Origin of the sequence: Proteus sp. G4380 (genome assembly GCF_963885725.1) — a bacterium.
Taxonomy (GTDB): Bacteria; Pseudomonadota; Gammaproteobacteria; order Enterobacterales; family Enterobacteriaceae; genus Proteus; species Proteus mirabilis.
Genome location: NZ_CAWPAV010000102.1, coordinates 1 through 14,661, shown reverse-complemented (window position 1 = coordinate 14,661; position 14,661 = coordinate 1). Strand labels below are relative to the sequence as shown.

Genomic DNA, 14,661 nt, shown 5'->3' with positions numbered 1-14,661 from the left:
CTCCTTATAGACCAGTTAAATAGAAAACAAAAGCCAGTGCCGCAACACCGAACCCTAACCATGTCACATGCTGAGTCAGTAAGAAGCGACCACGCGCTAAACTGTTTTCAACTAATGACGCTAATACAAACACGACCAGCAATTTCACGGCCATTAACACTAAGGCGACAAGAAGCGCGACAAAAGTAAATTCAGTCGCTTTGCCAAAAGGAATAAATACGGCAAGGAACAGCTCAGCAATCACCACTTGTTTTAAACCAATACCCAGTTTAACCATGGCAAAACCAGAGCCGGAGTACTCGGTTAGTGGTCCTTCTTGTAATTCTTGCTCTGCTTCCGCGACGTCAAAAGGCATTTTGCCCATTTCAATAAATGCCGCAAAAGCACAAGCCAATAAGGCTAAAAGTGTAGCTGTGGGTGATACCCAACCTTGGGCGAGTGTCGCACTGATAGTGCCGACATTGGTTGAACCCACAATCAATGCCACCACAATCAACGAAAGCACTAAAATAGGCTCAACTAATACACCCAATGTCAGTTCACGGCTGGCCCCAATACCCGCAAATGGACTACCTGAATCCAAACCCGATAAAGAGAAAAAGAAACGAAATAGCGCAAACAGATAAATTAATGCAATTAAGTCAGCTGCACCGCCAAACAAAGAGGTTGCCGTAAAGACAGGCAATGCCATTGCCACTAATAACATACTGCCTAATAACACATAAGGCATCACTTGGAAGATCACGCCGGATTGCTCAGGGGCTACGGATTGACGTTTAAGTAATTTAAAAATATCTCGGTAATCCTGCCAAATACCAGGACCTTGACGCGAATGCATCTTGGCACGAATTTGGCGAGAAATACCTGTACATAATGGGGTTATCGCCAGCAGAAAGAGTGCTTGAATAACCGCGAATATTCCCATCATAAACGAAGGTGTTTCTTGGAAAGTCATCATTCCCTCTCCTTACGCTGCGATAACTAAAAGCAAGATGACCAGCGCTGCCACCACATACAGACAATAGAGTCTGAAATCGCCGCCTTGTAGGCATTGGATACGTTTAGCAAAACGTTGGATACCACGAACCAATGGATAAATAATGCTTTCATCCCAGAATGGTTCGACCTTTTCAGCACCGCGCTGTGTTTTATTAAAGCCACGTGAAAGCCAAGGTGATGGATCAAGCTGTTTACGCATACGATAAAGTGGTGCAAACATACTACGTAGTGCTTGAGTAAAGCCCCCAGCGGACACCGCCATGTCTTTTTCCCAGACATAACCACAAGCCCATGGATTACCTTTACGGCGAAATGCAGGTTGACCACCTTTTAAGCCGAGATAAATTAAGAATGGAATTAGTGGTAAGGCGATTAATAAAATAAATGTTAAGGCAGGAGAGAACATCGCTTGTGATGCACTATCAGGGACTAATATCGCACCTTGAGTCACTGTTAATGCACTGGTTTCGCTAAGTGACATTGCAATATTGGCAATAATTGGCGCAACAAAAGCCGCACCCACACCTAATACAACACAGAAAAGTGCTAATAACCCCATAGCAATGGTCATTGGCAACGGTACTTCTTTAGCTTTAGTCGCTTGCTCACTACGTGGGCCACCGCAAAAACTGACGCCATAAACTTTGACGAAACACATGGCCGCTAATGCCCCGGTAATTGCCAACATAATAATGGCAATAGGACCACTTAAGCGCATGACAAAGTTACCATCGTAACTCATCGTAAATAGTGATTGATAAGTATACCACTCACTCACAAAACCATTTAATGGCGGTAATGCTGAAATTGCCATACAACCAATTAAGAATGCCGTTGCAGTGTAAGGCATTAGTTTGGCTAATCCACCCATCTTATCCATATCACGAGTGTGAATTTGATTAATAATGGCTCCGGCACCTAAGAACAATAATCCTTTAAATACCGCGTGATTTAATAAGTGGTATAACGCACCAAGCAGACCGAGAGCGGCAATCACTGGATGATCGGTTGCCATACCTACCATGCCAACTCCCACGCCCATCAAGATGATGCCGATATTTTCAACGGTGTGCCATGCAAGGAGACGTTTTAAATCGTGCTCTGCTAATGCGTACATAACCCCTAATACAGAAGAGACAGCACCGAATGCGAGAACGACAATTCCCCACCACATTTGTGAAGCACCTAATAAATCAATGCCTACTTTGATGATGCCAAAAATACCAATTTTCACCATCACCCCAGACATTAATGCTGAAGCGTGAGAGGGTGCTGCGGGGTGCGCTTTTGGCAACCAACTGTGTAATGGCAACATACCGGCTTTGGCACCAAATCCGAAGAAGCCCAGTAAGAACACCACAGAAGCCATTGCAGGGGAAAGAGAAAGTTGACGGAATGAATCAAAATCAAGGCTACCGCTTTCACGCCACATTAAGAAGAAGGCTATCATGATTAGCACAGAGCCTGCGTGAGCGATAAAGAAGTAGAGTAAACCGGCGTGGATAGATTCGTCATCTTGGTCAGCGATTACTAAGAACCAAGATGCTAACGACATCATTTCAAATAGGATAATAAAGTAAAACGCATTATCCATAACAATCAGTCCTACCATGGAAGCAATAAAGAGATTCATAAAAAATCCCATACTCCATGCGCCGCGACCTTTGTATTCTTGAACATAAGAGAGTGAATACAACGCACAAACAGTGACGAGTAAAGAAATGACAAACACCATAAAGGCGCCAAGCATATCCATACGCACCACAAAAGCGGCGAAATCAAATGGCCCAGCCATAGCAAAACTGATTGTTTCACCATTTAAAATAACTGGTAATGCGCTTAAAACACCTAATACACCACCGATGATTGCGCTGATCCCCGATATTAGGATTGCCAATCCTTCCTGTTTCTTTAAAAACAGTGCAATAACGCCACCAACAACATACAGGATGATTGACCACATCAGTAACTGAAGAGGTTCCATATTACTTGCGCTCCTGTGTCAACGTAGATAGATCATCAAGACTTGTCATAAGTTCCATCACAGAGTCTAAACGACGCGCTTTCATCTGCTCTTCAAGGCTATCTTCTTCAACTAGATGTAAGGCATCTGTCGGACAGACTTTTACGCAAGCAGGCCCCTCATCTGAGAAAGCACACAAGTCACATTTCACTGCTATTGCGCGAATACCCGCATTCCATGCAAGGAATGGATTGGTAGTAGGAAGACTTGCGGGCACATCTGCCAGCATCTCTTCAGGCACAAAATGGTCAAACACAGCCGGTAAGTTAACGGGTTTACTGCCTGATGGTGTAATCGCACCAAAAGGACATACCAAACCGCATAACTTACAGCCAATACACAAGCTCTCATTAAGAAAGATCATATTATCTTCATGAGTAATGGCATTGACTGGGCACACACTAGCACAAGGAGCATCCTCACAATGCCGACAAAGCATCGGGGCGGTCTGATCCTCCACTTTTACCACTGTAAGACGCGGATGCGCCTGTAATCCCACAGCTTGGTGTACTTCCGAACAAGCTGCCATACAGGTATTACACCCTATGCATCGTTGTGGCTCTGCAATAACAAAGCGATTCATTCGCCACATCCTCCGAGAAAAACGTTTAACAGCTCACGACTGTCGTTAATTTTTCTCTAGATGAAGCATATTTCATGCCAAGAGCAGTAATATTTTATTTTTATTAAAAATCAATGCGTTATAAATAAAAATTAATTTGCTTGATGACGTGTCGACAATTATGACGTTGACACTTAAGTGGTGGGAAAGAGTGATATGATTGAAAAAGCCTGCAAAAGCAGGCTTACAAAAAAGGGATTAGTCAGTATAAATGCGCTTTTCAACCTCTTTCATGGTCTGTAAGCCACATTGTAAATCATCTGGGGTCGCTTCAGAAAACCCTTGTGTAAAGATTGCAGATAAATAAGCATCTACCATCATATTGGCTTTAAAGGGAGTAATCAGTAAACCACCCATGGCTAGCATATTGCAATTATTAATCACTTTACAAAAACGCGCAGTGGTAACACTCTCACAAACCCCGCAATAAACATTTTTATGTTTATTAGCACTAATACTTACTCCCATCCCTGTGCCACAAAAAACAAAACCAATATATTCAGGATGTTCTGAAATAATAGCGCCAACTTTATCACCAACATCACAATAACCAATAGGCCCTGATTCGGTAATATCTTTTATTGTGTAATTTTTTGCTTGTAGATGAGATTTGACGGCATTTTTAAGCTCATAACCTGAAGGATCTGCCCCCATAACAATTATTTTCTGTTCCATATCGCCTCCTAAATAAATTGAGAGTCATGGTCAAAGAAAAGATATCTGATTGATAATCATTAAAACCAAATAAAAATATCTCACTCAATGAGTTGTTACTTATTAAAGTATAGACGATAAATATTTTATTTATATTCAAAAATTTTAAATTTCTCTGTAATCAATTTAGAGAACTTTAAATAACCATCATAATCATAAGGTTTTATTTTTGATGAAAATCAAAAAAAATTAATGACAATAAAATTGTGTTTATAGGATAGGAAAAAATTTTTTTAAAATAACATACTAATCTGATTATGAATTTACACTTAAGAGAATTTACGTATAGAAAAAGGACCAAAAAGCATCAATCTAGTATAAAAAGTGCTAATTATCAGATAAATAAGAACGAAACGTAAGAAAAGAAAAAATAAAAGAGATATTTTAGATATAGTATTATATTGGAAATAGTTTCCCTAGTACAAAAAAATAAAAATAAATATCAATAATATTACAGGATTACAGTTTTTATCTATATTCTTCAATATCTCTAAAAGGAAAGGTCAAAATAAATTAAATAAATATTGCTGTGGATTATCTTTACCAAAATAATCAACAACTACATTGTAAAAAAATGGCTATTTTTTACCAATTCCAATCTGGCATTGCTCATGCTGTTTTGGCATAAATAAAGAATGAAATAATATATTGATTTTATATTATATCACTTATCTATATAACGATTTTATAAAACACCGTATTAAAGTAAATTAATCAATTTTTTTAAAGATAATTTGTTATATTTATCAAATTTTTTGCGTATAAAATAAAAATACCACAATCAAGAGAGCATATGTGGTATTTTATATTGGTATAAACGTTCGGTAAAATAATCGCGATGATTATTTTACGCGTGATACATATTCACCAGAACGCGTATCCACTTTAATCACTTCACCGATTTGTACGAACAGAGGTACTTTAACCACAGCGCCAGTGCTTAATGTTGCTGGTTTACCGCCTGTACCCGCAGTATCCCCTTTCAGACCCGGATCGGTATCAACGATTTCTAACTCAACAAAGTTTGGTGGAACAACAGCAATAGGACGATTATCCCACAGTGTAACGATACACTCTGCTTGGTCAATCAACCATTTAGCATTTTCGCCAACCGCTTTTTCGTCTGCAGCTAATTGTTCAAAGGTTTCGTTGTTCATGAAATGCCAGAACTCACCATCGTTGTACAGGTAAGTTAAGTTGATATCCATGACATCTGCACCCTCAGCAGAATCAGTAGATTTGAAGGTTTTTTCCAGTAATTTGTTAGAAATCAGTTTACGCAGACGCACACGAGCGAATGCCTGACCTTTACCTGGTTTCACAAATTCACATTCAGTAATGACGGCTGGCTCGCCATCTAACATGATTTTAAGACCTGAACGAAAATCGTTGGTATTATAAGAAGCCATGAATATCCTCTAACTTTTTTAATTTAAAATGGCATAGCCAAAAATGGCACACATTGTAACTCATAATCACACCACCAGAGAAGTCTGGTTAACACAACTCGCGCAGGCAATCAGTGATCCTGTTGAATTACTCCAACTTTTAGCGCTGGAACATCACGCTGAACTACAACGGGGTGCTCAGGCGAGACGACTTTTTCCTTTACGGGTTCCCCGTGAATTCGTTGCGCGCATGAAAAAAGGCGATCCTAACGATCCATTACTTTTACAAGTATTAACTGCACATGCTGAATTTACCCTAACGCCGGGATTCTCTACGGATCCATTAGATGAGCAACAAAATGCGGTGCCGGGTTTATTACATAAATATCAGAATCGTGCATTGCTTTTGGTCAAAGGTGGTTGCGCTGTCAATTGCCGTTACTGTTTCCGACGCCATTTTCCTTACGAAGATAACAAGGGAAACAAAGCTAACTGGCAAAAGGCAATAGAGTATATCAAAAATAACCCAAAACTCGATGAAATCATCTTTTCGGGTGGCGATCCGCTGATGGCCAAAGATGACGAGCTAGATTGGTTAATTACTCAGCTAGAAGCCATCCCCCACATTAAACGTTTACGTATTCACTCTCGTTTACCCGTGGTGATCCCTGCGCGTATTACTCATAGGTTATGTCAGCGCTTACAGCAGTCACGTTTACAAAATATTATGGTATTGCATATCAATCATGCAAATGAAATTGATGATGCGTTAAGAGAAGCTTGCTTAAAACTAAAAAATGCCCATGTTACGCTATTAAACCAAGGGGTATTACTGCGAGGGGTTAACGACAATGCCCAAACCCTTGCTGATTTAAGTCGTGCACTATTTGACGCAGGCATCATGCCTTATTACCTTCATGTGCTAGATAAAGTACAGGGAGCAGCTCATTTTATGGTACCAGACAGTGAAGCGCGCGAAATAATGAAATCATTAATGAGTCTTGTCTCTGGCTATATGGTTCCTAAACTCACGCGTGAAATTGGAGGAGAGCCAAGCAAAACCTTGCTTGATTTAGGCTTACGACAAGTATAGTGGATAGGAACTTATAAAATAACATTGAATACCGTTATTTGGCCTAGACAATAGGCCTATCCGGTAAAAATAGTAGTACCTCATAAAAAGCAAATAAGAATGATCGCGTTCTTATTTGCCCAATATTACGTTAATGCATATTACTCGACTAAAATCGCTACATCGACACTGCCCGAGTATCTATCTGCGGGAATATTACTATTTGCACAAAGATTAAAATATAACGTTTGATTAAAAACTTTGGGCATAGCATTAACTAATTTATTACTACCGACATAACTTAACGCATCACTGGAATTAGGTTCACAAATAGTATTTTGTTGTTGGCTAGTTAGCGAAGTCACCACATAACCGCTTTCCTGCGCTTTAGTGCCGGTTAATTCCATTCCCGTATTACTTGCCTTTGATTAAGGTATTAAACGGTCTTAATGTGATATGTACATTCCCAGCATAGGGACAATCAACATTTATACTGGCAATATTCTCATCAAGTTTAGTCGGTGTAGCAAAATTTTGTGCTTATTGACTACGGTAATTAATCGATGTTGCTGTTTGTGGCGTCACATCGCAGGCTTTTAATGTATGGACTGTTATCTTTGTACTAGAATCTAAAAAATAAGGCCTAGCATCAATTGAAAATCCAGAACTAATAGCTACATTAAATTGCAAAGAATGATCTCTGGCTAGACTATAATTTCCCGGCTCTAACGCACCAATAGCGTAAACTGAATATCCACTAATAGTGCCAATAGAAAGTAACAATACATTTTTTTATTTGCGGGAACGTCATTACTCTTTGCCTTTACATAACAGCATTGCTGATTATCACCTTGTTTAACTTAATAATAATTATAAAAATTATTGACAATTAACGGTCACCATTCTTATTGGGTTTTGTTGTGATACTTCAATCTTTTCAAGCTCTGAATAACTAAATTGACATGAATGTTTGCCCGTATTGTTATTCCAAGTCACCACGACATTCCCATCATTGGGTAACCCACTCATATAAAGAGATTGATAGGCATCGATAATACCGGTATTTACCTGTTTATCTTTTTCATCTGTCAAAGAAGCCATTGCACCAAAAGGTATCGCTATATTTTCCGCTGTTTTTATATCAAAAATAACCTGATAACCCACTTTAGTTTGAAATTGTCTTGCTAAAATAGCCCCTTCGGTTGGATAGACTTTCATTGACGTTTCATTAAGTGTCACATCATCAGGTAATGTGCTGACATTTACGCTAATACTGTTTGTATCATAAGGACTTAATTGAGGGACAATGGCATTATCAAATGTATCTATTTTCACATTTCCATTGATTTCTGCGCCCTTTGCTTTATCTGCGCTCACTATGGCAATACTGTCACCTAACATCCTTGATAATGTCACTCCTTTTGAGTGCAGAACAACACCACCAATAAGGCTACCATTAAAGCTATTTCTATTTTTCCCATAGCTATAACCCCCAGAAAGCGTTCCTTTACTTCCTGAATAACTCATATTCATATTGCCACTATAACTATCTGCCTTGTTATCTGTATTTTGGTAGATACCATAAGAGAGTTGATTATCAAATGCAGAGCCATTTAAACCGGCTTGTTGCGAAGTTCTTCCATCATTGCTATGTGTCAGAAGATAGCTTGCATTCATATTTTGCAAGCCACTTGCATTTGAGAATACACTCAGTGGCATATTCATATTAAAATTAATTTGTCTATTTTCTGGCCATGTATTGTCATCACTTTTTAGGCGAGAAATAGAATAATCTATATTAAATGCAATACCTTTCAGAACAGTGTTATAGCCTAATGTGACACTATTATTAACACGGCTATTCCCCCAATAACGGCTGGTTTCACCACGAAGATACATGGAACCGTATTTTCCTAATGATTGTGAAATTGAGGTTTGAAAACTAGATTTCTGACGTTGGCTTAACCAAGGTGCAATACCTTCTCGCAATTCATAACCTGAGTTATTGTAATCACTAAAGTCATAGTAATCTCTAGTTGAATAACGTAATGCGGTTAAATCAAACGAAGTCCCTGTAGATAATAAACTCTTAGAATAACGAACCCGATATGATTGACCGTGATAAGTTTTATCCAAATTAGCTCTGGCGAGAGTGACGTCCGCAGATAAGGCACCTAATAACCCAAGAGAAACACCAGAACCGATAACACCAGAGGTATAACCATTGGCAATTAATAAACCACCGTATGCAGTAATTGAGTTATTGATACCATAACTAAACGTTCCTAAAGCAAATTTACTTTTTTTGGAATCTGTCGTGATACCACCATCATATTGCCCCGCACTAAATTCATACTCAAATTGCCCTTCACGCAACATGATAGGCAGCGATGAATAGGCTTGTGTATATACACGCTTAGAGCCATCTTCTTCTTCAATGGTTATTTCAAGGTCCCCACCAATACCGCCGGAGGAAATATCATTAATAATAAAATTCCCAGGAGCAACAAAAGATTTATAGATAATTTGACCATTTTGACGAATGGTAACGGTTGCATTGCTGTTGGCAAAACCTCTTACCACAGGAGCATATCCACGCATACTACTTGGTAACATTTGTTGGTTAGTGGCTAAAGAAATCCCCTTTATCGGAATACTTGAAAAAATATTCCCTCCAGTGGTAATTTCACCAATTTTCAGCATTGATTTTAAATAAGCGATATTTCGCATTACATAGGTATTACTAAATTCAGAATCACTTGAAGAACGCTGATCTGAACCACTCGAATTATTATAAGAATAATTTGTTCTTAAACGCCAAGGGCCTATATTTACACCACCATTAAGATTCAAGAAAAAGTTGTTATTATGGCTTGAATAATCACCTGTCGTTCTATTTTTAATAAAGTTAGCCATATAATTAAGGATAACAGCACTCACGCCATCATCTAATAATTCTGCGGGAATTTCACCTTGAAAGCTCTTATCCATATTAACTTGGGGAAAAGATGCATTTAATGTTAATTTATTAATATTAAAGGTTAGCCTTGAATTAGGAATATACGCTTCTATATTATCAATTTCTGTATCTTCGGGTAGATCACTTAGCTTACTTATCGCTGAAACATTAACCCCAAATAGCTTCAAATCTTTGATTGTAACAACTGGGACAACTTTACCTTCTTTGTTTGCTTTAAATAAAATTGTCTTTTCACCTAATGGCTCAGTATTAACAAAAACGCTTAAACTATAGTCTCCTGGTGCAATGTAGTCTTCTTTGCTGAAATTACTTAAATCAATATTGTCGTTATTATTTAGTAAAAGATTCGGATCAAAGTAATTATCAGACAATGCGATTTTCGGCATTGCCACAGATAAAACACAAAGATTGATACAAAGAATTTTATGCAACATAGGTTTCATAAACCACCCCAAAGACCACCCATAAATAAGAATTATTGTTAAGTTAATATTCTTTATCTTTTATTATAAAGAAATTTTCATCATTGAATCTCCAACTCAGCTTTCCTTGAACATTTTTAGGTGCTTCAACTGATACTGTAGAGAATGGTTTTACCGTTATTGCTCTACCATCATTTTTTATTTCAACCTCGCCCACTTTTAAATATTCAAAAGTCATATAAAGTGGTGATTTATTATTTATAACTATGTTCTCATTTACCTTTTCAACAATAACATCATCAATAACATCTTTATTTTCCAATGCCATTATTGACTCAGGTCTATAAATTAATTTGAAAAAAAAAGTAGGTGTTATCGTTAGTGACACAGATTTCTTTTCCTCAATTTTACTATCCTTAAGAGGAACTGCTCTAAATGCAATCCAAAATAAGCTTTCTCTGTCTTTTGGTAACGCCATATCATTAGAACCTTCACTAATACGACGAATATTCCAGCTATATTCACTAGAGGGTTCTAAACGATACAAAGGTGGTAAAATCATAAAAGGTGTTCTTTCACGATCTTTATTCACTATAGGTACATTTTTATCATCATCATTAAATAAAATAGAGCTATTAATTAAATAAGCACTATTGTTATTATTTTTTAAAGAGATAGAGATACCTTTTATGTCACTTTCCAGATAGATATATCTTTTTACTACAAAAGAAAAACCATTTTTCCCGAAATCTGTTAGATCCACAGTATCGTTTTCTATTTTTTCAACTGCTTTCGATGTGACTGAATAAGATAGAAAAAATAGGCAGAATATGACTATCTGGATAATATTTTTTTTTCTACCTCTTAAAAAAGATAACATTTAGTCACTCCACAATTATTTTATTTTCAAATGTATTTGATAATCCACCAAAATCATCAATATATTGCCAACTAACCTGTTTAATTGATTTATCTATAGCTAAATTGAGTGACGAAAATGGCGCAACCATAGGTGCATTTGCTGATTGATAACTTTTGCCATCGAATTTTAAATTTGATACCGTAAAATAATAAGGTGTTGGGTTATTGACTTGCACATTATTACCTACTTTTTTAAAGGTTATCTTCTTAGCATGACTATCTAGTGATGTTATGGCTAATTCATTTGGTCGATAAAATCCTTTTATGATAATTTTTGTTACCATATTAATTTTTAGTGATAAATCACCACTATTATTTTGTTGCCCTCTTTTTGTTTCAGGTATCAAATATGCAGTGAAAAAAAAGAGTGATTCCCGATCACTTGGCAATGTATCTAAAGAGCGTGGTAAAATTCTTATAGATACCGATGACTGAGGCTCTAATCGTTTTAACGGTGGCAATACAATAAAATGCTCATCTTTTTTGCCATCTAAATCAGCCGTTATCATATTTTGAGATAAATAAAGATTATCTGTATCATTATTTATTTGTACACTTTGACTTTTATCTCCCTCAGAAAATATAATGCGACTTTGTGACAAAGATAGCCCTGCATAACTATATGATGCAGAAAAAATAAAACAGCTAAAAAGTAATGAAATCGTTTTTAATATATTCATATTTTAATCAATCAGAAAAAAAGCTAAGCACTACTGTTGCCGTAAAAGGGCCAACCTCTGGAGTACATCCCTCTTTTTGACAACGCAACTTTGCTGTTAATGATTTAGTCGAGCTTTCTGAGGTTATATTATCCCACACAACAGAATCATCAGAAGGTTTAAAAACAGAGCTATTATTTACTTTATATGTTTTACTACCACTGTCGTCTGTAAGTTGAACACCAAATGACCCAGAAACATTGTTATTAAAAAAATCTCGAGTTCCGGTTAAAGTAACACCTTGAGATATATAAACGCTCGTTCCACTTAAAGAACTTGTTGAGCAATTAGTTAACGAGATAGGGATCTGTTGACTAATTTTATTATTTTTTATGTCATTAGCACTAACAGAACTAGCCCCTTCACCACTAGTGAAAGTAATATTATCTGGAACAACAATTTCACACGTTTTAGCGAGAAAAACGACTGAAAAATTATATTTCACTGATTGCGCTGCAACTGAAGCCCAACTCGTCAATAATAAACAAAGACTAACTATTAATATTGACACTTTTTTTGTCTGCATAATTAATCCTGAATATATTCAAATAAAATAGTCGCCGTTGAATCACCAGGTGTCATTTTATTATTGTTACGTCTAACAAAATCGACGATGTAGTTAATACTTATCGCTGAATTAGAGTGAGAAGAAAAAGATAACTTTTTATTGTTTTCTAGAATTTGGCAACTCGCATTTTCACCTTCAAGACAGCCTTTTACTAAAAAACCGGTTTGGGTCGTATCGCCTTTTCCATAAAAAACCTGATCTGAATATTCAGTATTCGCGCCTGTTTTTACATTAATCGTGATTTTTTTCTCACTATCAGGTTCATACTCTTTACAATCGATAAGATAAGTAAATTGCTTAGTGCCGAGACTCCCTTTAATAGGCGCCTTTATTGGTGTGTCTTCTGCATCACCAATAGTAAAAAACTGTTCAAATGAGACATGTTTACTCAGCTCATTACTATCGCTAAATTCACAAGTGCCACGTGTTACATTAGCAGAAAAGTTGAGAGTACCATTATTTGCGGATTGACAGTTTACTGCATACACCATCATCGCTAACAATACTGTTCTTTTAAAGTTTTTTATTGTAGACACTTTCTCCGCCTAAATCGTTGATAATATGAATATTAACAGCACCTGTTTTATTACTTACCACATAGTTTTTAGAAGAAAATGGTTCTATCATATTATTAATTTTATTTAATTTTATCGTTTCATTTTTAACGGTAATCTTAAAAAGATTAATATAATAAGGCGTAGGGTTCTCAATACTGATCCCATTAGGCGTTGCTTTTACAACTAATTTATCACCGGCTTCTTTTGGGTTTATCGCTAAATTAATAGGGCGATAAAATACCTTGATAATATTTTCCATCGCTATTTTTATCCCATCTTCATTTTTATTTGTTGATGGGATATTTCGCGAGTGGAAGTAATAAAGTGATTCTCTATCTTTAGGAAGATTTGTTGGTATTATTTGAATTTTTATTGTATTTTCACTTTCCGGAGCTAACCTGAAAATGTTTGGAGTAATAACAAACATACCGCTCAAAGGTGGTGATGAGGTATCCAGTTTTTCGGTTATAAAGTTAGAGACTAAATAAGGTTGTGCATTATTATTTCTAGCGCTAATAGAGGCTGTATTAGTATCCCCATTAATAATAATACGAGTCTGGCTTAAACCGACACCGGCTTGAACCTGAAATGATAAAAATAATACTCCTAAAACACACAACGAAATATATTGAAAAAAGCGTATTTTGTTTACCATCTGCCTATCACCTTATTGCACTGCAACTTTACTATTGGTAGTAAAACAAAATTATGGAAAAGGAATAAATTCCTTTCCCATAACATACTAATATTAGTTATAAGCAACACTAAAGGTTACTGGAACATTAATATCTTGTGCTTTCAGTGAGTCACCAGTTTCTGTAGCAAATAAACCTGCTTTCATAGGAATAATCAGGTTACCTTCACCTTCTGCTTTTAAGTTTTGCAGTTCTGTTGACTCATTTGGTTTCAGTACTACAGAGTTCATTGCAGTTAACTTGATACCAGCTTGAGTTGCACCAGCGCTAGCAAATAATTGCTCATTACCAACTAGGCCATTACCGCTTGCTAATAATTCAATATTAGATACAGTTACAGCAGGATCTTCACCTTCAGCTGGTTTACCAATCTTAGTACAGTTGTTTAACACTAAGTTGAAATCTTTTTCAGATACAGCTTGGTTAATATTTTGAATATCAGTAGTTGCATAAGTACCTAAATCAACACGATCTTGGCTTGCGCTGATATCACAAGTTGCTGCAACTAAACGTGCAGAAAATGTAACGTCTGCGTTTTTAGCGGCCATAACTTGAGTTGATAAAGAACCCATAAGAAGTGCACCAGCAACCATTACGCCTAATTTATTGAATTTCATATTAACTTCTCTTATAAAATAATCTAAAAATTATCAATATCGTAATAATTTAGACCCAACGTATTGTACTAAGCCAACATGTGATCCTTACTATATAAATGATATTGATCCTTACAACGATTGTTTATAACCCATTAATAAAACTAACTTTACATCAAAAATAACATCATATAATGTTGCATTTCTCAGTATTTATTTTTAGCTCATCAGAAAAATGACAAAAATAAACATTGAAATCACAGAAACATCAAATATATATATACTCACTCACTGTATAAAGTAAGCATAATATATTTTTTGAAAAAACAGCGGAGTTATTTAAATCACATAATTAAATCTCACCATATTAAAATATTATTTTAAG

14 protein-coding genes are annotated in these 14,661 nt (G+C 36.3%); 1 reads left to right on the top strand and 13 read right to left on the bottom strand.

Translation table 11 applies throughout. From position 1 onward, the window contains the following. Window positions 1–4 precede the first annotated feature (4 nt). The 5 genes from AACU98_RS09245 to efp all read right to left on the bottom strand — a co-directional run bounded on the left by AACU98_RS09245 (window position 5) and on the right by efp (window position 5,767). Window positions 5–955 (bottom strand): respiratory chain complex I subunit 1 family protein, encoded by a 951-nt coding sequence (locus AACU98_RS09245; protein WP_012368421.1) that lies wholly within the window; start codon window positions 953–955, stop codon window positions 5–7. Window positions 956–967: 12 nt separating this feature from the next. Then, window positions 968–2,983, bottom strand: a complete 2,016-nt coding sequence (gene hyfB / locus AACU98_RS09240) for a hydrogenase 4 subunit B (protein ID WP_004250169.1) — start codon at window positions 2,981–2,983, stop codon at window positions 968–970. Window position 2,984: 1 nt separating this feature from the next. Continuing rightward, window positions 2,985–3,605 carry a 4Fe-4S dicluster domain-containing protein gene (locus AACU98_RS09235; RefSeq protein ID WP_161735853.1) on the bottom strand — a complete coding sequence of 207 codons (621 nt, stop codon included), beginning with the start codon at window positions 3,603–3,605 and terminating at the stop codon, window positions 2,985–2,987. Window positions 3,606–3,842: 237 nt separating this feature from the next. After that, window positions 3,843–4,319: an RpiB/LacA/LacB family sugar-phosphate isomerase gene (locus AACU98_RS09230; protein WP_004245696.1), complete on the bottom strand. Its 477-nt coding sequence runs from the start codon at window positions 4,317–4,319 to the stop codon at window positions 3,843–3,845. A gap of 881 nt (window positions 4,320–5,200) precedes the next feature. After that, window positions 5,201–5,767, bottom strand: coding sequence for an elongation factor P (efp, locus tag AACU98_RS09225; RefSeq protein WP_004245698.1), 567 nt, complete (start codon window positions 5,765–5,767; stop codon window positions 5,201–5,203). Between the two features lie 43 nt (window positions 5,768–5,810). Here efp and epmB point away from each other — a divergent pair, with 43 nt between their 5' ends. Then, on the top strand, window positions 5,811–6,839 hold the full coding sequence (epmB, locus tag AACU98_RS09220) for an EF-P beta-lysylation protein EpmB (RefSeq protein WP_004249278.1): 1,029 nt from the start codon (window positions 5,811–5,813) through the stop codon (window positions 6,837–6,839). Between the two features lie 140 nt (window positions 6,840–6,979). Here the strand turns inward: epmB and AACU98_RS09215 are convergent, their stop codons facing one another. The 8 genes from AACU98_RS09215 to AACU98_RS09180 all read right to left on the bottom strand — a co-directional run bounded on the left by AACU98_RS09215 (window position 6,980) and on the right by AACU98_RS09180 (window position 14,297). Continuing rightward, window positions 6,980–7,225, bottom strand: coding sequence for a hypothetical protein (locus AACU98_RS09215; RefSeq protein WP_004245702.1), 246 nt, complete (start codon window positions 7,223–7,225; stop codon window positions 6,980–6,982). Window positions 7,226–7,697: 472 nt separating this feature from the next. Further along, window positions 7,698–10,241 carry a fimbria/pilus outer membrane usher protein gene (locus tag AACU98_RS09210; protein WP_161735851.1) on the bottom strand — a complete coding sequence of 848 codons (2,544 nt, stop codon included), beginning with the start codon at window positions 10,239–10,241 and terminating at the stop codon, window positions 7,698–7,700. 43 nt (window positions 10,242–10,284) lie between these two features. Continuing rightward, entirely contained in the window at window positions 10,285–11,100 is an 816-nt protein-coding gene (locus AACU98_RS09205; RefSeq protein WP_004249275.1) for a fimbrial biogenesis chaperone, read from the bottom strand. Window positions 11,101–11,104: 4 nt separating this feature from the next. Further along, on the bottom strand, window positions 11,105–11,821 hold the full coding sequence (locus AACU98_RS09200; RefSeq protein ID WP_004245709.1) for a fimbrial biogenesis chaperone: 717 nt from the start codon (window positions 11,819–11,821) through the stop codon (window positions 11,105–11,107). 7 nt (window positions 11,822–11,828) lie between these two features. Next, a complete protein-coding gene (locus AACU98_RS09195) occupies window positions 11,829–12,386 on the bottom strand; it encodes a fimbrial protein (protein WP_004245710.1) in 558 nt (185 codons plus the stop codon). A gap of 2 nt (window positions 12,387–12,388) precedes the next feature. Beyond that, the gene (locus tag AACU98_RS09190) at window positions 12,389–12,964 is read right to left on the bottom strand and encodes a fimbrial protein (RefSeq protein ID WP_004245711.1); all 576 of its coding nucleotides are present in this window, start codon (window positions 12,962–12,964) and stop codon (window positions 12,389–12,391) included. Further along, window positions 12,942–13,640, bottom strand: a complete 699-nt coding sequence (locus AACU98_RS09185) for a fimbrial biogenesis chaperone (protein ID WP_004249271.1) — start codon at window positions 13,638–13,640, stop codon at window positions 12,942–12,944. Before AACU98_RS09185 ends, AACU98_RS09190 begins: the two co-directional genes overlap by 23 nt. Before the next feature lie 93 nt (window positions 13,641–13,733). Then, entirely contained in the window at window positions 13,734–14,297 is a 564-nt protein-coding gene (locus AACU98_RS09180; protein ID WP_004245713.1) for a fimbrial protein, read from the bottom strand. Window positions 14,298–14,661 lie beyond the last annotated feature (364 nt).

What these genes read in the sequence shown, in the direction of transcription:
- AACU98_RS09230 (WP_004245696.1), bottom strand. Translation starts at nt 4,319, where the DNA reads ATGGAACAGAAAATAATTGTTATGGGGGCAGATCCTTCAGGTTATGAG.
- AACU98_RS09195 (WP_004245710.1), bottom strand. Translation starts at nt 12,386, where the DNA reads ATGCAGACAAAAAAAGTGTCAATATTAATAGTTAGTCTTTGTTTATTA.
- AACU98_RS09200 (WP_004245709.1), bottom strand. Translation starts at nt 11,821, where the DNA reads ATGAATATATTAAAAACGATTTCATTACTTTTTAGCTGTTTTATTTTT.
- AACU98_RS09185 (WP_004249271.1), bottom strand. Translation starts at nt 13,640, where the DNA reads ATGGTAAACAAAATACGCTTTTTTCAATATATTTCGTTGTGTGTTTTA.
- efp (WP_004245698.1), bottom strand. Translation starts at nt 5,767, where the DNA reads ATGGCTTCTTATAATACCAACGATTTTCGTTCAGGTCTTAAAATCATG.
- AACU98_RS09205 (WP_004249275.1), bottom strand. Translation starts at nt 11,100, where the DNA reads ATGTTATCTTTTTTAAGAGGTAGAAAAAAAAATATTATCCAGATAGTC.
- AACU98_RS09245 (WP_012368421.1), bottom strand. Translation starts at nt 955, where the DNA reads ATGACTTTCCAAGAAACACCTTCGTTTATGATGGGAATATTCGCGGTT.
- epmB (WP_004249278.1), top strand. Translation starts at nt 5,811, where the DNA reads ATGGCACACATTGTAACTCATAATCACACCACCAGAGAAGTCTGGTTA.
- AACU98_RS09180 (WP_004245713.1), bottom strand. Translation starts at nt 14,297, where the DNA reads ATGAAATTCAATAAATTAGGCGTAATGGTTGCTGGTGCACTTCTTATG.
- AACU98_RS09215 (WP_004245702.1), bottom strand. Translation starts at nt 7,225, where the DNA reads ATGGAATTAACCGGCACTAAAGCGCAGGAAAGCGGTTATGTGGTGACT.
- hyfB (WP_004250169.1), bottom strand. Translation starts at nt 2,983, where the DNA reads ATGGAACCTCTTCAGTTACTGATGTGGTCAATCATCCTGTATGTTGTT.
- AACU98_RS09235 (WP_161735853.1), bottom strand. Translation starts at nt 3,605, where the DNA reads ATGAATCGCTTTGTTATTGCAGAGCCACAACGATGCATAGGGTGTAAT.
- AACU98_RS09210 (WP_161735851.1), bottom strand. Translation starts at nt 10,241, where the DNA reads ATGAAACCTATGTTGCATAAAATTCTTTGTATCAATCTTTGTGTTTTA.